Below are 21,964 nucleotides of genomic sequence, written 5' to 3' on the forward strand. Positions count from 1 at the left end.
ACTGCTGCCCGCCGCAGACGTTCGGCCCGACTGGACTGAGAAGGGCAACAGGCTTACCTTGGAGAGCTGAATTCAACGCTGCACAAGGACCCAGCCATGAGCCGTATTTTTGCTGACAACGCCCACTCCATCGGCAACACGCCGCTGGTGCAGATCAACCGCATCGCGCCCCGTGGCGTGACCATTCTGGCCAAGATCGAAGGTCGCAACCCGGGCTACTCGGTCAAGTGCCGGATTGGCGCCAACATGATCTGGGACGCCGAAAGCAGCGGCAAACTCAAGCCGGGCATGACCATCGTCGAGCCGACCTCGGGCAACACCGGCATCGGCCTGGCCTTTGTCGCTGCCGCTCGCGGTTACAAACTGCTGCTGACCATGCCGGCCTCGATGAGCATCGAGCGGCGCAAGGTGCTCAAGGCGCTGGGTGCCGAGCTGGTGCTGACCGAGCCTGCCAAGGGCATGAAAGGCGCGATCGAAAAGGCCGCGGAGATCGTCGCCAGCGATGCGGGCAAATATTTCATGCCGGCCCAGTTCGATAACCCGGCCAACCCGGCCATCCACGAAAAAACCACCGGCCCGGAAATCTGGAACGACACCGATGGCGCCATTGATGTGCTGGTCGCAGGCGTCGGCACCGGCGGAACCATTACCGGCGTGTCGCGGTATATCAAGAATACGGCGGGCAAACCGATTCTGTCGGTGGCAGTGGAACCGGTGTCCTCGCCGGTGATTACCCAGGCGCTGGCGGGCGAAGAGATCAAGCCGAGTCCGCACAAGATTCAGGGCATCGGCGCCGGTTTTGTGCCGAAGAACCTTGATCTGTCGATGGTTGACCGGGTCGAGCTGGTGACGGATGACGAGTCCAAGGCCATGGCCCTGCGCCTGATGCAGGAAGAGGGGATCCTGTGCGGGATTTCCTGTGGTGCGGCCATGTCGGTAGCGGTGCGCCTGGCGGAAACTCCGGAAATGCAGGGCAAGACCATCGTCGTGGTGTTGCCGGATTCCGGTGAGCGTTACCTGTCGAGCATGCTCTTCAGCGATCTGTTCACCGATCAGGAGAACCAGCAGTAAGTGGCGTGTTGATTCAGGTCAGCCAAGGTTCAGGATCGTTATGTTAAGAAGTGCTTTGTTGCGCAATCTTTAACACTGAATCCTGAACCGGGCGGGTTTTTCCCGGAGCCGGTAGTGTTTATCATGGCCGGCCGCCATGTCGGGTAAATGACATTGCGCAGTGTTGTCTTTTTTCAAGGAGTTGTTGATGACCTTTCCGTTTGCCGCCAAGGCGTTGGTGTTGTTGCTGTTTCTGGGCAGCACGCTCTATGTGCATTTGCGCGGCAAGGCGCGTTTGCCGGTGCTGCGTCAGTTCGTCAACCATTCGGCGCTGTTCGCTCCGTATAACGCCTTGATGTACCTGTTCTCTGGCGTGCCGTCCAAGCCGTATCTGGATCGCAGCAAGTTTCCGGAACTGGATGTGCTGCGCGATAACTGGGAAACCATTCGCGACGAGGCGATGCACCTGTTCGACGAGGGTTATATTCGCGCCGCCGAGAAGAACAACGACGCCGGTTTCGGCTCGTTCTTCAAGAAAGGCTGGAAGCGTTTCTACCTCAAGTGGTACGACAAACCGCTGCCTTCGGCAGAAACCCTGTGCCCGAAAACCGTGGCGCTGGTCAGTGCCATCCCCAACGTCAAAGGCGCGATGTTCGCGTTGTTGCCGGGCGGCAGCCATTTGAACCCGCACCGCGATCCGTTCGCCGGTTCCCTGCGTTATCACCTCGGTCTGTCGACGCCGAACTCCGACGATTGCCGAATCTTCGTCGACGGTCAGGTCTACGCCTGGCGCGACGGTGAAGACGTGATGTTCGACGAAACCTACGTGCACTGGGTCAAGAACGAAACCGACAAGACCCGCGTCATCTTGTTCTGCGACATCGAGCGTCCGCTGAGCAATCGCCTGATGACTCGCATCAACCGCTTCATCAGCGCCTGGCTGGGCCGTGCCACGGCACCGCAGAACCTCGACGACGAGCGCGTCGGCGGGATCAACCAGGCTTACGCGTGGAGCAAGAACTTCAGCGACAAGTTCAGCGGTGGGGTCAAGCAGTGGAAACGCCGCAATCCAAAGGCCTATCGCGTAATGCGGCCGGTGCTGGCGGTGGTGGTGCTGACGTTGCTGGGGTATTGGCTGTTTGGTTGAGGCTGGATTTCGAAGTAAAAAAAAACCGCTCGTTTGAGCGGTTTTTTGTTTTCAGAATCAGGGACGGCCAGCCAGTAAGCTTGGTTCATCGATAGCGGTGCCGGTTGCAATGATCTGTAAGAGCCGTCGTTGACTGGCTGTCAGAACCGTTGGATCAGATTCACCCCTTATTGCATGCGCTTTTTTCTTTCTGGGGGATTTTTTTATTTCTTTGCGCATATTCCCACCTTGGTTGATCAATATTTGAGCGTTTTTCACAATACTAGGCTCCCTACTGTTTTGACAAGGCGACCCTCGTTATCCAAACCGAAGCCGAGTTGTTCGTAAATTGGTATTGCTCCCTGGAATGGTTCTTGAGCCTCGATCAAGCTACTGCCAATGATGCGGGCGTATTGCTCAATTGCCAGAACGGATAGCGGTGCAACACGGTTCTTCAATGGATGTGTTTCTCTTGGCCGCCCCTCCAGTCGTACGATTCGGATGCGTTGTCGACTTTTATTCGGGTTGGCAAAGCAAAGTCCGCACAGTTCAGATTCAAACCAGATTGCGATATCGAGTGCGAGAGGTTCGCGCGCTTTCCATCCAATGACTTCTTCCCATGAAAAATGCGGGCTCTCCCAACACTCAAAAGCACTCAGTGCCAACGAGTCGATGGGTTCGAAACGTACTTTCGAAAGGTCAAGCGTTGTGGGGCCAGCCATCTCCAGGTCAATCTGGAGTTGAGTCGTGGCAAGGCGGGCAAGCTTCCTGGCTTGCGATTTGTACAACTGATACCGCAGATGATTCCGTTCCCTTGGCATGTGATCTCGCGCATTCCATATCCCCATCAATGGTCGTTGCAATTGCAAACGAGCCTATGCGCCTGCCTCCTGCCTGTCGCTACTGGCCCTTTGTCCAAGTCATTGCAATCCATGTCGCGGGCTGGTTATAGTCGGCGCTCGTGAGTCGTATGACTCACCTTTCAACCCTTCAAAAAAGATCAGCCCAGATGCCTGCATCCCTTATCAACGCGGTAGTCGATTCAGCGGTCAACGCTGGCGTCGTGCCGTGCGGGAATCAGCAGCCTGTGCAGATCAGTCATTACCCTCCACCTGTCAGTAGCACGCCGGTGTGCGCAGTCGTATCACCGCCGGGCGTTGGTGTTTCGGGCTGATCGGCGTTTTCTGCTGACCCCTTTGCCCGCCTGAAAAAACCTACTGAATTTCAGCTTCGGCTGAGTTGGCTATTTGCCTGACTACAGGTGGTATTCATGTTTGTCCTTTCGAAAAAGTCCGCGCTCGCGGCGGCGTCCACGAGCCTGTTCGTTCTGCTGTGGAGCAGCGGGGCGATCTTCTCCAAGTGGGGGCTGGCCCACGCTTCGCCCTTTGCCTTTCTGCTGATCCGTTTTGTGATTGCCTTGTGCGGGCTGGTGCTGCTGGTGCCGTTGCTCAAGTTGAAACTGCCCAAGGGCGGCAGGCCGATGCTGTATGCGATGGCCACTGGCGTGGTGCTGTTGGGGGCCTATCAGATTTTTTATCTACTGGCGCTGGACCTGAAGGTCACGCCCGGCGTGATGGCGACCATCATGGGCGTGCAGCCGATCCTCACGGTGGTGATCATGGAGCGGCAGCGCTCGGCGAGCCGGATGTTTGGTCTGGCGCTGGGATTGGCCGGGTTGATCATGGTGGTTTACCAAGGCATCGGTCTGGCCGGGATGTCGCTGGCGGGGATGCTGTTCGGTCTGCTGGCGTTGGCGAGCATGACCTTCGGCTCGATCATGCAGAAGCGCATCACCGACAATCCCCTCGGCACGCTGCCGGTGCAGTACTTGGCCGGCCTGTTGCTGTGCGGGATTTTCGTGCCGTTCCAGCCGTTTCACTTCGAGCACAGCGCCGGTTTCATCGTGCCGGTGTTGTGGATGGGGCTGGTGGTTTCCGTGCTGGCGACGTTGCTGCTGTATCGACTGATCGCCCGGGGCAATCTGGTGAATGTCACCAGTCTGTTCTATCTGGTGCCGGCCGTGACGGCGGTGATGGACTACCTGATCTTCGGCAATCGCCTGGCGGCGTTGAGCGTGCTGGGGATGCTGTTGATCATCGTCGGTCTGGTGTTCGTGTTCCGTAAATCGGCGTAACCGCCGCGCATGAAAAAAGGCCCGGGAGGAAACTCCCGGGCCTTTGTGCATCTGCCTTTCAGCGGGTGGCGATTTCTGCCGGCTTCACCACTGCGGGTTTCAGCACCAGCCACAGCGCAATCGCGATCAACACCCCGCCATACACGTGCGCCATCGACAGCGGCTCATCGAGAAGCAGCGCCCCCCACAACACGCCGAACGGCGGAATCATGAAGGTCACGGTCATCGACTTCACCGGCCCGATGGAGCTCAGCAGGCGGAAGTAAATGATGTAAGCGAACGCGGTGCAGCCCAGACCCAGGCCCAGCAGCGACAGCCAGACATTCCAGCCACCCCAGCTCACCGGCGGCTGAGTGATGACGCTGTAACCGAACAACGGCAACAGAAACAGGGTCGCACCGAGCATGCTGCCCAGCGCCGACAGACGACTGTCGAGCCCACCGGCCTGATCCAGCCAGCGTCGTGCAAGAAACCCGGCGAAGCCATAGCAAGTGGTTGCGAGCAGGCAGGCAACGGCGCCCATCAGCAGGTGCAGATCGAACGCGACCGGGCCGGCGCGGGTCAGCACGCCCACCCCGAGCAGACCAAGGAACACCCCGGCGAGTTTGGCCAGCGTCAGTTTTTCACTGAAGAACAATCCGCCGATCAACACGCCCATCAACGGCGTGGTGGCGTTGAAGATTGCCGAATAACCGGCCGGCAGCACTTGGGCGGCGACTGAATACAAGGTGGCCGGAACGCCGGAGTTGATCACGCCGAGCATCATCACGGTCTTGAGCTTGCCTTTGAAATCCCAGCTGATGCGCATCAGTCCGAGGATCACCAGCAGGCCGACGGCGGCAATCGAAACGCGGAAGAATCCGGTCGGAACCGTACCGATCGCGGGAGCGATGATGCGCATGAACAGGAAGCTCGCGCCCCAGATGGCGGCCAGCGACAACATGCGGAAAATATCGACAGGGCTCACGGGCCACTCCTTCCTTGATCGGGACGAGAGTGTTGCCGAGGGCCCCGGCGATGGCAACCGCTAATCGGGCGTTTAATTTTCTGATCAGATCACGAAGCGCGTCACCAGTCCGTTCAGGTCGACGGCCAGGCGCGACAGTTCCTGACTGGCGGCAGACGTCTGGGTTGCACCGGCAGCGGTCTGGGTCGACAGATCGCGGATGGTCACCAGGTTTTCATCGACTTCCCGGGCCACCAGCGCCTGTTGCTCGGCGGCGCTGGCGATCACCAGGTTGCGCTGGTTGATCTGCGAAATCGACGCGGTGATTTTCTCCAGTGCTTGGCCGGCACTGTTGGCCCGGCGCAGGGTATGGCTGGCCTGCTCGGCGCTGTTTTGCAAGGCGCCGACGGTGGCACTGGTGCCTTGCTGAATGCTGCTGATCATCAGCTCGATTTCTTCGGTGGAGTTCTGCGTGCGCTGGGCCAGCGAGCGGACCTCGTCGGCAACCACTGCAAACCCACGCCCGGCCTCACCGGCGCGCGCGGCTTCAATCGCAGCGTTCAGGGCGAGCAGGTTGGTCTGCCCGGCGATGCCGCGAATCACTTCCAGCACCTTGCTGATGTCCTGGGCCTGGGTCGCAAGGCCCTCGGCCTGTTCGGATGCGCCCAGCACTGCACTGACCAGTTCCTGAATCGAACTGATGGTCTCGCTGACCTGCACATGTCCGTGCTTGCTGTCCTCGTTCGAGGCTTCGGAGGCTTCGGCGCTGGACACCGCATTGGCGGCCACTTCATCGACTGCCGTGCTCATCTCGGTAACCGCCGTGGCAGCCTGTTCGATCTGGTCGTTCTGCTGTTGCAGGCCGCGGGTACTTTGTTCCATCACCGAGCTCATTTCCTCGGCAGCGGAGGCCAGTTGCTGGGCCGATTCGCTGATGCCGCGAATGGTCGAGCGCAGATTGCCCTGCATCTCGGCCAGCGCCGTGAGCAACTGCGCCGCTTCGTCCTTGCCGTCGCTGTCGATGCGACCGCTGAGGTCTCCCGAAGCGATCCGCCGCGCCACATTCAGCGCCTGATTGATCGGCGCGGTGATGCTGCGGGTCAGCAACCAGGCCAGCAGCAACGTGGCAATCAGGGCGATGACGATGATCGTGGCGACGATCCACAGCGCCTGCTGGTACATCGCCGCCGCGGACTTGGCCGCGACATCCGCGCCTTGCTGATTGAGGCTGATCATTTGCTCCAGGGTCTTGTCGAGCACCGTGCCCTGGGGCGCCAATTCACTGCCCAGGCGGGCGTAGGCTTGTTCGTTTTGTCCGGCATCAAGCTGTTTGATGATCTGGTCGAGGATGCTCAGGTACTTGGCGGTGTCGGCACTCAGGCCTTCCAGCATTGCCCGTTCCTGATCGTTGGCAATCAGGGCCTTGTGATCGTCGAGGCGCTTGAGCAATTCCTGGCGTTGCGCGGTGAGAAGGCCTTTGCTGCGCTCGCGAACGGCAGCCTGAGTACTGGTGATCAGACGCAGGGATTCGAGACGAATGCTGGCGATGTTCGCCGCTGCGTCATGGATACTTTCGATGCTGGGCATCCACGATTCCTCGATCACCGCCGCGCTCTCGCGCAGGGTTTTCATCTGGCCCAGACCGAACAGGCCGACCACCACCAGCAGACTGGCCAGAACGGCAAAACACAAACTGGCGCGCAAACCGATGCGCAGATTCCGGATAGACATCAATGTGCTCCTTGGGCGTTTGGGGAGAGATCGTCCTCGTGAGCCGAGGATCTTGTTGTGAGGCGGGTGATGGCGGGCTGTATATCAAAGTGCCACTATCTTGGTAAGACCGGTCGCTGACGGGAATGGACAGGCATGAACAACTCGGGCAAAAGCGCAGGCTAGAGATGTCGCCGCTGAATTGGATCCGAAACCCACAGAAAACGCGGGCTGGCGCCCAGCGGTGGGGAGAACCGAGGTGGAAGTTTATTGACCGAACGGTCGATTAAAAAAACTTTGATAAAAACTGTGTCGCTGTACAAGCCGCAAGAGGATTTGGCAGAAATTGCGCTTCTCCTGCGCCCGCTTCCGTGGCTAAGCTCAGGCCTTCGAGCACAGATTCTCCAATTCCCGCAGAGGTCTCATCTATGCCGCAGCAATGGCCAGCCACCGACATCGCCCGCCTGATCCTCGATGGCTTTGACGATTACCGCGAGCATTTCCGGCGGATCACCGACGGCGCCCGGGAGCGCTTCGAGCAGGCCCGCTGGCAGGACACGCAAACCGCGTCGGCGGCGCGGATCAACCTCTACGAAGAAAAGGTCGGTGAAACCGTCGCCCGCCTGCGCGAGTATTTCGAGCCGGACACCTTGATGGACGTCACCTGTTGGCCGCTGGTGAAAAGCGCCTACATCAGCATCATCGACCTGCGCTTTGACGATGAGCTGTCCGAAACCTGGTACAACTCGATTTTCTGCGGCCTGTTCAGCCACGACCTGATCAGCGACGGCTGCATGTTCATCCACACCACCCGCCCGAGCCTGCGTCGGGCCCGCGCCGCGCAAACCCGCACCTATAAACCGCAAGGGCAGATCTCGGCCATGCTCGCGAGTATCTTTGCCGATTACCGGTTCAACGAGGCCTACGCCGATCTGCCCGGTGACTTGCATCGCCTGGAAGCACAGCTGCGCGAGAACCTGCCGGACTGGGTGTGCAAGGACCCGGAGCTGAGCGTCGAGCTGTTCTCCTCGGTGCTGTACCGCAACAAGGGCGCGTACCTGGTCGGGCGCATCTACACCAACGACGATCAATGGCCGCTGGTGATTCCACTGCTGCACCGCGAAGGGCGGGGGATTCAGATCGATGCGCTGATCACCGACGAAGCCGATGTGTCGATCATCTTCTCGTTCACCCGTTCGTATTTCATGGTGGATGTGCCGGTGCCGGCGGAATTCATCGGCTTTCTCAAACGCATTTTGCCGGGCAAGCACATCGCCGAGCTGTACACCTCGATCGGTTTCTACAAGCACGGCAAGTCCGAGTTCTACCGCGCCCTGATCAATCATCTGGCCAACACCGACGACCAGTTCATCATGGCGCCGGGCGTGCGCGGCATGGTCATGAGCGTGTTCACGCTGCCGGGTTTCAACACCGTGTTCAAGATCATCAAGGACCGATTCTCCCCGTCGAAAAACGTCGACCGCGCCACGGTGATCGAGAAGTATCGATTGGTGAAAAGCGTCGACCGCGTCGGACGCATGGCCGATACCCAGGAATTCGCCGACTTCCGTTTTCCGTTGAGCAAGTTCGAGCCGGCGTGCCTGGCGGAACTGCTGGAAGTTGCGCCGTCCACGGTGTCGCTGGAAGGCGAAACCGTGCTGATCCGCCACTGCTGGACCGAACGCCGGATGACGCCGCTCAACCTTTACCTGGACAACGCCAATGAGGCCCAGGTGCGTGAAGCGCTGGAGGATTACGGGCTGGCGATCAAGCAACTGGCGGCGGCCAACATTTTCCCCGGCGACATGCTGCTGAAGAACTTCGGCGTCACCCGCCATGGCCGGGTGGTGTTCTACGATTACGACGAGATCTGCTTCCTCACTGAAGCGAATTTCCGCCACATCCCGGCACCGCGCACGCCGGAGGACGAAATGGCCTCCGAACCGTGGTATTCGATCGGGCCGCTGGACGTGTTCCCCGAGGAATTTCCGCCGTTTCTGTTTGCCGATTCGGCGCAGCGCAAACTGTTCGATCAGCTGCATGGCGAGTTGTACAACGCTGATTACTGGAAGGGATTGCAAGAGGCGATTCGGGCGGGGAAAGTCATCGACGTCTTTCCGTATCGGCGAAAGGGCCTCGATAACGAGTGACTTTCTGGAATTGCTGCGCAATTCATCGCGAGCAGGCTCGCTCCCACATTTGATCGCGCTGTGCAGCGGTTTTATGGCCGCTGGAGATTCAGGGTGGGAGCGAGCCTGCTCGCGATCGGCCGCGCAGCGGTCGTAAAATCTGCGACAATCGCGTCCTTGCGCCACTAGACGACCGAATTGCGTACCCGATGACCGACGAATCGCCCTCCATCGACAAACTGCTGAAAAACCTCGATCACGCCATGCTCGCTGACCGCCACCGGCTGCGGCGGCAGTTGCTTGAGCTGCGCAAGAAACCCGACGAGGCCAAGCTGGCCCAGTGGGTGGCGCGCATGCAGGCGTCCTGCGATCAGGTGCTGGCGCGCAAGGCCAGCCTGCCGGTGATCCGTTACGACGACAGCCTGCCGATTGCGGCCAAGCGTGACGAAATCAAAAAGGCCCTGGAAAAGCACCAGGTGCTGATCATCGCCGGCGAAACCGGCTCGGGTAAAACCACTCAGTTGCCGAAAATCTGCCTGGAGATCGGTCGCGGCCAGCATGGTCTGATTGGCCACACCCAGCCTCGTCGGATCGCAGCGCGCAGCGTGGCCAGTCGGGTTGCCGAAGAACTCGGCACGCCGCTGGGCGCGCTGGTCGGTTATCAGGTGCGGTTCGAGGATCAGAGCGATTCGAACACCCTGATCAAACTGATGACCGACGGTATCCTGCTGGCGGAAACCCAGAACGACCGCTACCTCGAACGCTACGACACGATCATCGTCGACGAAGCCCACGAACGCAGCCTCAACATCGACTTCCTGCTCGGTTACCTGAAAACCCTGCTGCCGCGTCGTCCGGACCTGAAAGTCATCATCACTTCGGCGACCATCGATCTGGAGCGTTTCTCCAAACACTTTGACGATGCGCCGATTGTCGAAGTGTCCGGGCGTACCTTTCCGGTGGAAACCTGGTATCGCCCGCTGACGCTTGAGCAGGACGAAGAGGGCAACCGCGTCGAGGACGACCTGACCGTCGATCAGGCGATCCTCGCCACCCTCGATGAAATCGCCGCGTACGAGCGTAGCGAACGCCGCAGCCCCGGCGATGTGCTGGTGTTCCTGCCGGGCGAGCGCGAGATCCGCGACGCCGCCGACATGCTGCGCAAGGCCCAGCTCAAACACACCGAGATCCTGCCGTTGTACGCGCGCCTTTCGCCGGCCGAGCAGCAGCGGATTTTCCAGTCGCATCCGGGCCGTCGTGTGGTGCTGGCGACCAACGTCGCCGAAACCTCGCTGACCGTGCCGGGCATCCGTTACGTGATCGACAGCGGCACTGCGCGCATCAGCCGCTACAGCTACCGCGCCAAGGTCCAGCGGTTGCCGATCGAAGCGATTTCCCAGGCCAGCGCCAACCAGCGTAAAGGTCGCTGCGGCCGGGTCGAGCCGGGTATCTGCGTGCGCTTGTACAGCGAAGAGGATTTCCTCGGTCGCCCGGAATTCACCGATCCGGAAATCCTGCGCACCAACCTTGCGGCGGTAATCCTGCAGATGCTCCATCTGCGCCTCGGCGAGATCACCGATTTCCCGTTCATCGAGCCGCCGGACGGCAAGGCGATCAGCGACGGTTTCAACCTGCTGCAAGAACTCTCGGCGGTGGATCGCAACAGTCAGCTGACCCCGCTCGGCCGCCAGCTGGCGCGCCTGCCGGTGGACCCGCGCATGGGCCGCATGCTGCTGGAAGCGGCCAAACTCGGCAGCCTTCAGGAAGTGCTGATCGTCGCCAGCGCCATGTCGATTCAGGACCCGCGCGAGCGTCCGCCGGAGCGTCAGCAAGCCGCTGACCAGGCGCACGCACAATGGAAGGACGCTGACTCCGACTTCGCCGGGCTGGTCAATCTGTGGCGCGGTTTTGAAGAGCAGCGCCAGGCGCTGACGGCGAGCCCGCTGCGCAACTGGTGCCGCAAGAATTTCCTCAACTATCTGCGTCTGCGCGAGTGGCGTGATTCCCACCGTCAGTTGAGCCTGATCTGCCGCGACTTGCAGCTGAGCCTTAACAAAGAACCGGCGGATTATCCGAAGCTGCACAAAGCGGTGCTGGTCGGCCTGCTCAGCCAGATCGGCCAGAAAACCGAGGACGGCGATTACCTTGGCGCCCGTCAGCGGCGGTTCTGGATTCATCCATCGTCGGGCATCGGCAAGAAGCGCCCGCAGTGGGTGATGACCGCCGAACTGGTGGAAACCACCAAGCTCTACGCGCGGATGGTGGCCAAGATCGACGCCGACTGGATCGAACCGCTGGCCGGGCACCTGATCAAGAAGAACCACTTCGAACCGCACTGGGAGAAGAAGCGCGGCCAGGTCGTCGCGTTCGAACAGATCACCCTGTTCGGCCTGATCGTGGTCGGTCGTCGACCGGTGCACTACGGCCCGGTGGATCCGGTGGTTTCGCGCGAGCTGTTTATCCGCGAAGGCCTGGTGCGTGGCGAGATTCAGTCCCGGGCCAAGTGCCTGACCGCCAACAAGCAATTGCTCGAACAGCTCGACGAACTGGAGGCCAAGGCCCGTCGCCGGGACATTCTGGCCGACGAGGAAACGCTCTACGCGTTCTACGATGCGCGACTGCCGGCGGAGATCCACCAGACCGCGACGTTCGACAGCTGGTACCGCGTCAACAGCCAGAAAGATCCGCAATTGCTGATCATGCGCGAGGAAGACGTACTGGCTCGCGAGGCCAGTGAAGTCACCGCCCAGCATTACCCGGACACGCTGCACATCGGCGATCTGGAACTGGCGCTGAGTTATCACTTCGAACCGAATCACCCGCGCGACGGCGTGACCCTGCGTGTGCCGGCGCCGCTGTTGCCGATGCTGCCGCCGGAGCGCCTGGAGTGGCTGGTGCCGGGGCTGATCGAGGCCAAGTGCATTGCGCTGGTGCGCAACCTGCCCAAGGCCCTGCGCAAGAACTTCGTGCCGGTGCCGGACTTCATCAAGGCCGCGCTGCAGCGCATGACCTTTGCCGAAGGTTCGTTGCCGCAAGCGCTGGGCCGGGAACTGCTGCGCATGACCGGAGCGCGGGTCAGCGATGAGGCGTGGGCGGAAGCGGCGCAGCAGGTTGAAAGTCACCTGCGGATGAACCTGGAAATCGTCGACGGTCAGGGTAAGTTCCTCGGCGAAGGACGGGATCTGGCCGAGCTGACCGCACGTTTCGCCGAAGCCAGCCAGGCTGCTTTGGCCGTGCCGCAGAGCGCGAAAAGCCAGCAGCCGGTGGAGGCCAAGGTCTTCGCGCCGGTGGCGGAAAAGACGCAGCAGAAGATCGCCGGGCTGTCGATGACGGTCTATCCGGCGCTGGTGGAGGAGGGCGGCACGGTCAAGGAAGGGCGCTTCTCGACACCGGCCGAAGCCGAGTTTCAGCATCGCCGCGCCTTGCAACGTTTGTTGATGCAGCAACTGGCCGAGCCGGCGAAGTTCCTGCGCGGCAAGTTGCCGGGCGTGACCGAACTGGGCCTGCTGTATCGCGAACTGGGTCGGGTCGATGCACTGGTCGAAGACATTCTGCTGGCCAGCCTCGACAGCTGCATTCTCGAGGGCGAAGACCCGTTGCCGCGTGACGGCGCAGGGCTGGCGGCACTGGCCGAGCGCAAGCGTGGCAGCTGGACCGAGCACGCCGAGCGAGTGGCGCGTCTGACTCTTGAGATCCTCAAGCTCTGGCACGGCCTGCAAAAACGCTTCAAGGGCAAGATCGACCTGGCTCAGGCGGTGGCGCTCAACGACATCAAGCAGCAGCTCAGTCATCTGGTGTATCCGGGCTTCGTCCGGGAAACGCCGATGCTCTGGCTCAAGGAGTTGCCGCGCTACCTGAAAGCGGTCGAGCAGCGTTTCGAGAAACTGGGCGCGCAGGTGCAGAAGGATCGGGTGTGGAGCGGCGAACTCGCCGGGCTCTGGACGCAATACCAGACCCGCGCCGCCAAACATGCGCAGGAAGGCAAACGCGACCCGCAGCTCGAGCTGTATCGCTGGTGGCTGGAGGAGTATCGGGTTTCGCTGTTCGCCCAGCAGTTGGGGACGAAAGTGCCGATCTCCGACAAGCGCCTGAACAAGCAGTGGAGCCAGGTAGAACAGTGACGCTGATCGTTCCCACACTCCGCGTGGGAATGCCTCCGGGGGCGCTCCGCGTCCAGTGACGCAGAGCGTCACGGGCTGCATTCCCACGCAGGAGCGTGGGAACGATCATTGCGCGTCGATCTTGAGAAAGACGCCAAATGGCCACGGTTATGGCAAACTTCGCCACCATAAATGCCGTTTTCGCGTCCCAGAGCCTTTGCCGGGCCGCGCAACGGAATAAAGCGATGCCAGGTTTTTGCGTCCCTTATACGGGAATGGACCCTTTGCGTGTTGGCACGTCGGTGCCAGCACTTTCTGCCTGAACAGATTAGAGAAACGACCATGCATAACGTCGTCATCAGCGGCACCGGCCTGTACACCCCGGCCAACAGCATCTCCAACGAAGAGCTGGTGCAGTCTTTCAATACCTACGTCGCCCAGTTCAATGCGGACAACGCCGAAGCCATCGCCAGCGGCGAAGTGCAGGCCCTGACCGAGTCCAGCGCCGCGTTCATCGAAAAAGCCTCCGGCATCAAGAGCCGCTTTGTCATGGACAAGGACGGCATCCTCGATCCGCAACGCATGGCACCACGTCTGCCAGAGCGTTCCAACGACGAATGGTCGGTGCTCTGCCAGATGGCCATCGGTGCTGCCGAACAAGCCCTGCAGCGTGCCGGCAAGACTGCCGCTGACATCGACGGCGTGATCGTCGCCTGCTCCAACCTGCAGCGCGCCTATCCGGCCATCGCCATCGAAGTCCAGGAAGCACTGGGCATCCAGGGTTTCGGTTTCGACATGAACGTTGCCTGCTCGTCGGCGACCTTCGGCATCCAGCAAGCGGCCAACACCGTGCAACTGGGCCAGGCCCGGGCGATCCTGATGGTCAACCCGGAAGTCTGCACCGGTCACTTGAACTTCCGTGACCGTGACAGCCACTTCATTTTCGGTGATGCGGCTACTGCGGTGATCATCGAGCGTGCCGATACGGCGACGTCGAAGCACCAGTTCGACGTGGTCAGCACCAAACTGCTGACCAAGTTCTCCAACAACATCCGCAACAACTTCGGCTTCCTCAACCGCGCAGCGGAAGAGGGCATCGGCGCCCGCGACAAACTGTTCGTGCAGGAAGGCCGCAAGGTGTTCAAGGATGTCTGCCCAATGGTCGCCGAGCTGATCGGCGAACATCTGGAAGAGAACAAGCTCAACGTCGGCGACGTGAAGCGCTTCTGGCTGCACCAGGCCAACCTGAGCATGAACCACCTGATCGTGCGCAAGCTGCTGGGCCGCGAAGCCACCGAAGAAGAAGCCCCGGTGATTCTCGACACCTACGCCAACACCAGCTCCGCAGGTTCGGTGATCGCGTTCCACAAATATCAGGACGATCTGGCGGCCGGTTCGCTGGCGGTGTTGAGTTCGTTCGGTGCCGGTTACTCGATTGGTAGCGTGATTCTGCGTAAACGCTAAGTGCGAGTTCATTTCCTCTTAATCGCGCTGACGTTTCCTACATCCGAATCGGCGCGAACGCTGTAATTTTCGAAACTGGCGGCAGGAGAGATCCTGCCGCTATCATTTTCGGAGTCAGGAAAAGGGGATTGATGGATGGCGGTTGACGACACACAACTGCTCGAGCGGTTGTTGGCAGGCGAACAGAAAGCCTTCAAGGAACTGGTCAGCACCTATCAAAGCCCCATGCGCGCGGTGGCCTACGCGATTGTCGGCCAGCGCCATGTCGAAGAAGTGGTGCAGGACGCCTGGCTGTCGGTGGTGCGCAATATCGACCGTTTTGAGGGGCGCTCCAGCCTCAAGACCTGGCTGCTGACCATCACCGCCAACTCGGCCAAGAGCCGCTATAAACTCAATCGTCGCGAAGTGTTGCTGGATGATCTGCCGTCACCGCACGGCACCATCGACGACGATCGTTTTTCTCCCGGCGACGGCCACTGGCTGGTCGCACCCTTCGCCTGGCACCAGGACACGCCCGAAGCGTTGCTGACAGAAGGCGAGCTGCGTGAATGCCTCGAACACACGTTGTTGAGCCTGTCGGAACTGCAAAGCAGCGTTCTGTTGCTGCGCGAGCGCCAGGGTCTGGAGCTGGAGGAGATCTGTAATCTTCTGGAGATCTCGCTCTCCAATGTCCGCGTGCTGCTGCATCGGGCACGTTTGAAGGTCTTCGCGACCGTGGAGCATTTTGAGGAGACGGGAGAATGTTGACCTGCAAGGAGCAAGTGGCGCGATCCAGCGATTATCTCGATGGCCAGTTGAGTTTTCGCGAGAAACTGATGGTGCGTCATCACCTGATGTTCTGCCGCAATTGCCGGCGTTTCATTCGCCAGATGCGTTTGATGCAGGCGACGTTGCGGGCGATGCCGCAAAAGCCTGAAGAGGGCGTGGACGCGTTGGCCGAGCAGTTGGCACAGCTGCGGCGCAATGATCGATCCTGAAAACACAGACTGGCGCGGCCGCAGCGAACGGATGATGGGGATCGCTGCGGTCGCGCCAGTCTGTTGAAGCCTCTTCAAACGATGGAACCGGATGTACAACCCATCGTTTGAAGTCTGTTGCCGGGTTGCTTAGAACTTCGCTTCCGCGTCCAGCTGCAGGGTGTTGGTGTCTGCATCACGCTGGGTACGGCTGGAGAAGTCGGCCTTGGTCAGGAAGTAAGTCGCACCGATGGCGAAGTTCTTGTCGATGTCGTAACCGACCTTGAACTTGTGGCCACGGGAACCGGTGGTGCCGTTGGCGAAGTCCGAATCGGTGAAGGCGCCGACCACCGCGTTGCGCTGCACGTCACGATAGTTGTAGTCGAGGTTCAGGCCGAAGACTTTCGACTTGGCACCCACCAGCCAGGCGGTGTCCTGATCGGTCACTGCATCGTTGTTCTTCACGTACTGACCGTAGAACGACAGCGGCATTGGCAGGCCGCCGATGTCGACCTGGCTGAAGCCTTCGTACAGACGGAATTCGTTGTCTGCCGAGTTGCCGTTGACGGCCAGGGCGCACGGCGTGGAGGTGCCGGTGCAACGGCTGTCTTCGTCGTTCTGGTAGGCGTAGACGCTGCCGCCCAGGGTCAGTTTCAGGTTGTCGGTGATGGTGAAGCGGCTGCCCAGCTGGCCGGCGGTCAGGCGCAGGTCGTGACGGAATTGCACGCCGTCGCCGTCGACGTTGTCCTTGAGGTTGTAGTTACCCAGGCTGCCGAACAGTTCGACGCTGCTGCCCAGTGGATACTTGTAGGTAACGGCCAGACCTTCCGGGTTGATGTCGCTGTCCCAGATCACGTCGCCCATGCTCACCCACGGTTGCAGCATCTTGCCGCCGATGATGTGCAGGTTCTTGATCTGATCCGGGTGGTAGTCGATGTAGCCCAGGTCGAGCCAGATCTGCTTCTTGTCGAAGTAGTTGTCCTGATCCTGGTTGGTCGAACGGGCGTCATCGCCGCCGCCGGTGGCGATACGGATGCCGGTGTCGACTTGCGGGTTGATCTCGGTGTACGCACCCAGACGGGCACGGATGCGCTGGCGATCCTTGTCGCGGCCGCCGTTGTTCGGCTCGCCATCGATCTTGATGGTTTCCTGACGGATACGCACGTCACCCTTGAACTGGGTCTTGGCGGCCCAGGCCAGTTTCTGGTCGAAACTGCTGAGCTCGTTGGTTTTCTTCGCGGTCGCCGCGATTTGCTCGTTGGTCTCTTGCTGCGCCTGCTGCGCGATTTGCTGGGCCTTCTGATCCTTGGCCAGTTCAGTTTGCAGTTCAACGTACTGCGCCTGGGAAATCGAACCGTTAGCCTTGAGCATGTCGAGCAGTTTGGCGTCGACTGCGGCACTGGCCGGAACACTCATGGCCAGCAACAGGCCACCGCACAGGGCCGCCGCAGTTTTCGTGGAAGCAAGACGCATAGCAATCTCCGAAGATGAAGGGGATGGCTGAACCATCCTGGGCACAACCGACGGTTTGACGGTCGGAAAACAGTGTCCGGGGTAGAACCCGGCGCTCTAAAAACAGGCGCCAGTATCGCGATGGTTTATGACAGAGCAGTGGCACGATGATGGCAGGTTGATGACGATACAAAACTGCCGTGAACTATTGATCTAGAGCGCTGTCGCGCAATCGGGCGTGGGCAACGCACGGCCGATCAGCGATACTCGCCGGGCGTTCACGCCCGAAAGTGGAGAGGAAAATGCCGCTGCAACGTCTGCATAAACTGTCGGAAATTCCAGCGTCCGACTGGGATGTTCTGGTCCCGCAAAACCAGCCGTTTCTGCGCCACGCCTTCCTGGCTTCGCTGGAGGACAGCGGCAGCGTCGGCCCGCACACCGGCTGGCAAGCGGAGCATTTGCTGCACGTCGAAGCGGGGCGAGTGATTGCGGCGCTGCCCGGTTATCGCAAGTGGCATTCCTACGGTGAATACGTGTTCGATCACGGCTGGGCCGATGCCTGCGCCCGGGCCGGAATCGATTACTACCCCAAGTTTCTGAGCGCGGTGCCGTTCAGCCCGGTCAGCGGCCCTCGGTTGCTGGCAGCGAATGTCGAAGACGGATTCGAACTGCTCAAGAGCCTGCCGGGGTATCTGGAAATCGAACAGCTCTCCAGCGCCCACATCAACTTCACCGACGCGTTCACCGATGCCGCCATGGCCGAGCAGCCGGGTTGGCTGCAACGCATCGGCTGTCAGTACCACTGGCAGAATCGCGGCTACCGCGACTTTCAGGATTTCCTCGACGTGCTTGCCTCGCGCAAGCGCAAACAGATGCGCAAGGAGCGCGAGCAAGTGGCGGGGCAGGGCTTCGAGTTCGAATGGCTGGAAGGCCGGGAGCTGGACGAGGCCCAGTGGGATTTCGTCTACGCCTGTTACGCCAACACCTACGCGGTACGCCGGCAGGCACCGTACCTGACCCGGGAATTCTTCAGTCTGCTGGCCGAGCGCATGCCGGAATCGATCCGCGTGGTCCTGGCCCGGCAGGGCTCACGGCCGGTGGCGATGGCGTTCAGTCTGGTGGGCGGCGACAGTTTTTACGGGCGCTACTGGGGATGCCTGGCCGAGTTCGACCGGCTGCACTTCGAGACCTGTTTCTATCAGGGCATGGACTATGCGATTGCCAATGGATTTCAGCGTTTCGATGCCGGTGCCCAAGGCGAGCACAAGCTGATTCGCGGCTTCGAACCGGTGATCACCCATTCCTGGCATTACCTGCGTCATCCCGGTTTGAAAGCCGCGGTCAAAGACTTCCTGCACCAGGAACGCGCCGGTGTACTGGCCTATGCCGAAGAGGCAAGAGCAGCCTTGCCCTACCGCCAGGCCTAGATTCCAATGTGGGAGCGAGCTTGCTCGCGAAAGGTTGGTATCAGTCAATATTTGCTGCATTGACACACCGCTTTTCGCGAGCAAGCTCGCTCCCACAGGATGTTAGGTGTCTTCCTTGCCCAGCCAGCGATAGAGCACGCCGCCGACCACCGCACCGAGCAGCGGCGCGACCCAGAACATCCACAACTGGGCGATGGCCCAGCCGCCGACCATCAGCGCCGGGCCGGTGCTGCGGGCCGGGTTGACCGAGGTGTTGGTGACCGGGATCGAGATCAGGTGGATCAGCGTCAGGGCCAGGCCGATGGCGATCGGTGCCAGTCCTGCCGGGGCGCGCTTGTCGGTGGAGCCGAGGATGATCACCACGAACATGGCGGTCATCACCAGTTCGGTGACGAAGCCGGATGCCATCGAGTATTTGCCCGGCGAGTGCTCGCCGTAACCGTTGGAGGCCAGGCCGGCAGCGATGTCGAAACCTTCCTTGCCGCTGGCGATGTGGTAGAGCAGTGCCGCTGCCAGAATCCCGCCGATCACCTGGGCGATGACGTAGGCAGGCAGTTCTTTGGCCGGGAACCGACCGCCGACGACCAGACCGACCGACACGGCCGGGTTGAGGTGACAGCCGCTGATGTGGCCGATGGCAAACGCCATGGTCAGCACCGTCAGACCAAACGCCAGGGCGACCCCCAGCACGCCGATACCCAAAGGTGAAGACGCGGCGATGACCGCACTGCCGCAACCGCCCAACACCAACCAGAACGTACCCAGCAACTCAGTAACTGAACGTTTGAACAGAGACATGAGAGAGTCCTTGATAGACGTGCTATCGAGACTGCATCGAGTGGTGCGTCCCTGCAGACTTACGACAGGTTCCGTTCCGGAGCCTTGGCTCAGTACAGCAGGGATTTTGTGGATTTCCAGCAGGCGATAAAAAACCGCCAGAGCCCGTGGTTGAAGGGCTCTGGCGGTTTTTGTGCTTTACGCAGGATCAGTCGATGCCGACAAACCCTCCGGTCTGGTGCGCCCACAGCCGCGCATACAATCCGCCATGGGCCAGCAGTTCGGCATGGTTGCCGCTTTCAGCAATCTTGCCGTTTTCCAGCACCACCAGCCGGTCCATGCGGGCAATGGTCGAGAGGCGGTGAGCGATGGCGATCACGGTCTTGCCCTGCATCAGGGTTTCCAGGCTTTCCTGAATCGCCGCTTCGACTTCCGAGTCCAGCGCCGAGGTCGCTTCGTCCATGATCAGGATCGGTGCGTCCTTGAGGAGCACCCGCGCAATCGCGATCCGCTGACGCTGACCACCGGATAGCTTCACCCCGCGTTCGCCGACATGCGCGTCGAATCCGGTGCGCCCCTCGGCGTCCGACAGCAGCGGAATGAACTCATCGGCGCGGGCCTTGCGCACCGCTTCCCAGAGCTCGGCGTCAGTGGCGTCGGGCTTGCCGTACAGCAAGTTGTCGCGGATCGAACGGTGCAGCAGCGAGGTGTCCTGAGTGATCATGCCGATCCGCGCGCGCAGGCTTTCCTGGCCGACTTCGGCGATGTTCTGGCCGTCGATCAGGATCCGCCCGCCCTCGACGTCGTACAGGCGCAGCAGCAGGTTGACCAGGGTCGATTTGCCGGCGCCGGACGGGCCGATCAGACCGATTTTCTCGCCCGGTTTGATGGTCAGGTTGAGGTCGCCGATGATGCCTTTCTTCTTGCCGTAGTGAAAATCCACGTGCTCGAAACGCACTTCGCCACGGGCCACGGCCAGCGGTTTGGCCTGTTCGTGATCGGTGACGCTGACCGGTTGCGAGATGGTCTGCAGACCGTCCTGGACCATGCCGATGTTTTCGAAGATGCCGGTGACCACCCACATGATCCAGCCGGACATGTTGACGATGCGGATCACCAGGCCGGTGGCCAAGGCAATCGCGCCGACACTGATCAGCGATTGCGTCCATAGCCACAGGGCCAGCGCCGTGGTGCCGACGATCAGCAGGCCGTTCATGGTGGTGATGGCCACGTCCATGCTGGTGACCACGCGGCCGGCCAGCTGGGCTTTTTCGGTCTGTTCCTGGATCGCTTCGCGGGCGTAGTGCTGTTCGAAGTTGGTGTGGGCGAACAGCTTCAGGGTGGCGATGTTGGTGTAGCCATCGACGATCCGGCCCATCAGCTTCGAGCGCGCGTCGGAGGCCTCCACCGAGCGATCCTTGACCCGAGGCACGAAGTAATAGAGCGCGCCGACGTAGGCCGCGATCCACGTCAGCAGCGGGATCATCAGGCGCCAGTCGGCCTCGGCGAACAGCACCAGCGAACTGATCGCGTAGATCAGCACATGCCACAACGCATCCACCGCTTGCACCGCGGAATCGCGCAGCGAGTTGCCGGTCTGCATGATGCGCTGGGCAATGCGTCCGGCGAAGTCGTTCTGGAAGAAATTCAGGCTCTGCTTGAGCACGTAACTGTGGTTCTGCCAGCGAATCATGCTGGTCATGCTCGGGCTCAGGGTCTGGTGCACCAGCATGTCGTGCAGGGCCAGGAACAGGGGGCGCAGCAGCAATGCCACCACCGCCATCCACGCCAGTTCGACGCCATGCACTTTGAAGAAGTCTGCGTTCGGCGTGCCCTGGGCGAGGTCGATGATGCGGCTCAGGTAACTGAACAGCGCCACTTCGATCAGTGCACCGAACAGGCCGACGATCAACAGGGCGGCGAAACTCGGCCAGACCTGCTTCAGGTAATAGGTATAGAAGGGCAGAACGCGGTCCGGCGGGGATGCCGTCGGGGCATCGCGGAATATGTCGATCAGTTGTTCGAAACGGCGATAGAGCATCAGATAACCGCCCGGAGCACGGGCTCTCCTTTTATCAGTGTGAGCGGCGTGACGTCAGTCAGCACCGCTCGATATGCCCTGTAAAGCTTAGTCGATGCGCTTGGCCGACTTGATGATCACAGGGTCGACCGGCACGTTTTGCATGCCCTGTTTGGTGGTGGTCTGGGAGTTGACGATGATGTCGACCACGTCCATGCCCTTGACCACTTTGGCGAACACCGCGTAACCGGCGTCACGGCCCGGGTCGAGGAAGGCGTTGTCGGCGACGTTGATAAAGAACTGGCTGGTGGCCGAATCCGGGTTGGAAGTACGAGCCATCGACAGGGTGCCACGAACGTTATGCAGACCGTTGCTGGCTTCGTTCTTGATCGGCGCCTTGGTTTCTTTCTGTTGCATCTGCTGGGTGAAGCCGCCGCCCTGGGCCATGAAGCCCGGGATCACGCGGTGGAAAATGGTGTTGGTGTAGAAACCGCTGTCGACGTACTCGAGGAAGTTCTTGGTACTGATCGGCGCCTTGACCGGGTCCAGTTCGATTTCGATCTGGCCGTTGGTGGTGTCCAGCAGCACGTGCGGCGCTTTTGCCGGCGTGGCAGCCATCAGGTTGGCAGCGAACAGCACGGTGCCGGCGGCGAGGGCGAGTTTTTTCAGCATG

Annotated in this window: 17 protein-coding genes; 9 read left to right on the forward strand and 8 right to left on the reverse strand. The window is 60.7% G+C overall.

What is annotated here, in order from left to right:
- The first annotated feature begins 96 nt into the window (after nucleotides 1–96).
- Together cysK and LOY31_RS07255 are read left to right on the forward strand one after the other, a co-directional pair.
- The gene (gene cysK / locus LOY31_RS07250) at nucleotides 97–1,071 is read left to right on the forward strand and encodes a cysteine synthase A (RefSeq protein WP_007956517.1); all 975 of its coding nucleotides are present in this window, start codon (nucleotides 97–99) and stop codon (nucleotides 1,069–1,071) included.
- A 187-nt stretch (nucleotides 1,072–1,258) separates the two neighbouring features.
- Nucleotides 1,259–2,197, forward strand: coding sequence for an aspartyl/asparaginyl beta-hydroxylase domain-containing protein (locus LOY31_RS07255; protein WP_085605615.1), 939 nt, complete (start codon nucleotides 1,259–1,261; stop codon nucleotides 2,195–2,197).
- A 57-nt stretch (nucleotides 2,198–2,254) separates the two neighbouring features.
- On the opposite strand, the gene LOY31_RS07260 is transcribed toward LOY31_RS07255, so the two are convergent.
- Both LOY31_RS07260 and LOY31_RS07265 read right to left on the reverse strand, forming a co-directional pair.
- Nucleotides 2,255–2,455, reverse strand: coding sequence for a hypothetical protein (locus tag LOY31_RS07260; protein WP_085605617.1), 201 nt, complete (start codon nucleotides 2,453–2,455; stop codon nucleotides 2,255–2,257).
- Nucleotides 2,452–2,997, reverse strand: coding sequence for a hypothetical protein (locus LOY31_RS07265; protein ID WP_039772608.1), 546 nt, complete (start codon nucleotides 2,995–2,997; stop codon nucleotides 2,452–2,454). The genes LOY31_RS07260 and LOY31_RS07265 overlap by 4 nt, the downstream gene beginning before the upstream one ends.
- A gap of 449 nt (nucleotides 2,998–3,446) precedes the next feature.
- On the opposite strand from LOY31_RS07265, the gene LOY31_RS07270 reads away from it, so the two are divergent.
- The gene (locus LOY31_RS07270) at nucleotides 3,447–4,310 is read left to right on the forward strand and encodes a DMT family transporter (protein WP_221533387.1); all 864 of its coding nucleotides are present in this window, start codon (nucleotides 3,447–3,449) and stop codon (nucleotides 4,308–4,310) included.
- 58 nt (nucleotides 4,311–4,368) lie between these two features.
- On the opposite strand, the gene LOY31_RS07275 is transcribed toward LOY31_RS07270, so the two are convergent.
- Nucleotides 4,369–5,277 (reverse strand): DMT family transporter, encoded by a 909-nt coding sequence (locus tag LOY31_RS07275; protein ID WP_221533386.1) that lies wholly within the window; start codon nucleotides 5,275–5,277, stop codon nucleotides 4,369–4,371.
- A gap of 84 nt (nucleotides 5,278–5,361) precedes the next feature.
- Complete coding sequence (locus tag LOY31_RS07280; protein WP_258713051.1) at nucleotides 5,362–6,987, reverse strand: methyl-accepting chemotaxis protein; 1,626 nt, start codon at nucleotides 6,985–6,987, stop codon at nucleotides 5,362–5,364.
- A 407-nt stretch (nucleotides 6,988–7,394) separates the two neighbouring features.
- Here LOY31_RS07280 and aceK point away from each other — a divergent pair, with 407 nt between their 5' ends.
- The 5 genes from aceK to LOY31_RS07305 all read left to right on the forward strand — a co-directional run bounded on the left by aceK (nucleotide 7,395) and on the right by LOY31_RS07305 (nucleotide 15,636).
- Nucleotides 7,395–9,116, forward strand: coding sequence for a bifunctional isocitrate dehydrogenase kinase/phosphatase (aceK, locus tag LOY31_RS07285; RefSeq protein ID WP_085605627.1), 1,722 nt, complete (start codon nucleotides 7,395–7,397; stop codon nucleotides 9,114–9,116).
- Between the two features lie 188 nt (nucleotides 9,117–9,304).
- Complete coding sequence (hrpA, locus tag LOY31_RS07290; protein WP_221533384.1) at nucleotides 9,305–13,216, forward strand: ATP-dependent RNA helicase HrpA; 3,912 nt, start codon at nucleotides 9,305–9,307, stop codon at nucleotides 13,214–13,216.
- A 321-nt stretch (nucleotides 13,217–13,537) separates the two neighbouring features.
- Nucleotides 13,538–14,659, forward strand: a complete 1,122-nt coding sequence (locus tag LOY31_RS07295; protein WP_007956533.1) for a beta-ketoacyl-ACP synthase III — start codon at nucleotides 13,538–13,540, stop codon at nucleotides 14,657–14,659.
- 135 nt (nucleotides 14,660–14,794) lie between these two features.
- Entirely contained in the window at nucleotides 14,795–15,406 is a 612-nt protein-coding gene (locus tag LOY31_RS07300) for an RNA polymerase sigma factor (RefSeq protein WP_221533383.1), read from the forward strand.
- Entirely contained in the window at nucleotides 15,400–15,636 is a 237-nt protein-coding gene (locus tag LOY31_RS07305; RefSeq protein WP_127797229.1) for an anti-sigma factor, read from the forward strand. Before LOY31_RS07300 ends, LOY31_RS07305 begins: the two co-directional genes overlap by 7 nt.
- Nucleotides 15,637–15,765: 129 nt before the next feature.
- On the opposite strand, the gene LOY31_RS07310 is transcribed toward LOY31_RS07305, so the two are convergent.
- Nucleotides 15,766–17,088: a putative porin gene (locus LOY31_RS07310; RefSeq protein ID WP_007956537.1), complete on the reverse strand. Its 1,323-nt coding sequence runs from the start codon at nucleotides 17,086–17,088 to the stop codon at nucleotides 15,766–15,768.
- A 281-nt stretch (nucleotides 17,089–17,369) separates the two neighbouring features.
- Here LOY31_RS07310 and LOY31_RS07315 point away from each other — a divergent pair, with 281 nt between their 5' ends.
- A complete protein-coding gene (locus tag LOY31_RS07315) occupies nucleotides 17,370–18,494 on the forward strand; it encodes a GNAT family N-acetyltransferase (protein WP_258713052.1) in 1,125 nt (374 codons plus the stop codon).
- Between the two features lie 102 nt (nucleotides 18,495–18,596).
- On the opposite strand, the gene aqpZ is transcribed toward LOY31_RS07315, so the two are convergent.
- The 3 genes from aqpZ to LOY31_RS07330 form a co-directional block, all read right to left on the reverse strand.
- A complete protein-coding gene (gene aqpZ / locus LOY31_RS07320; protein ID WP_221533382.1) occupies nucleotides 18,597–19,292 on the reverse strand; it encodes an aquaporin Z in 696 nt (231 codons plus the stop codon).
- Between the two features lie 187 nt (nucleotides 19,293–19,479).
- On the reverse strand, nucleotides 19,480–21,312 hold the full coding sequence (locus LOY31_RS07325) for an ABC transporter ATP-binding protein (protein WP_221533381.1): 1,833 nt from the start codon (nucleotides 21,310–21,312) through the stop codon (nucleotides 19,480–19,482).
- An 87-nt stretch (nucleotides 21,313–21,399) separates the two neighbouring features.
- A complete protein-coding gene (locus tag LOY31_RS07330) occupies nucleotides 21,400–21,963 on the reverse strand; it encodes a peptidylprolyl isomerase A (RefSeq protein WP_007956541.1) in 564 nt (187 codons plus the stop codon).
- Between the last annotated feature and the right edge of the window lies 1 nt (nucleotide 21,964).

Origin of the sequence: Pseudomonas sp. B21-021 (genome assembly GCF_024749205.1) — a bacterium.
GTDB lineage: Bacteria > Pseudomonadota > Gammaproteobacteria > Pseudomonadales > Pseudomonadaceae > Aquipseudomonas > Aquipseudomonas paraglycinae.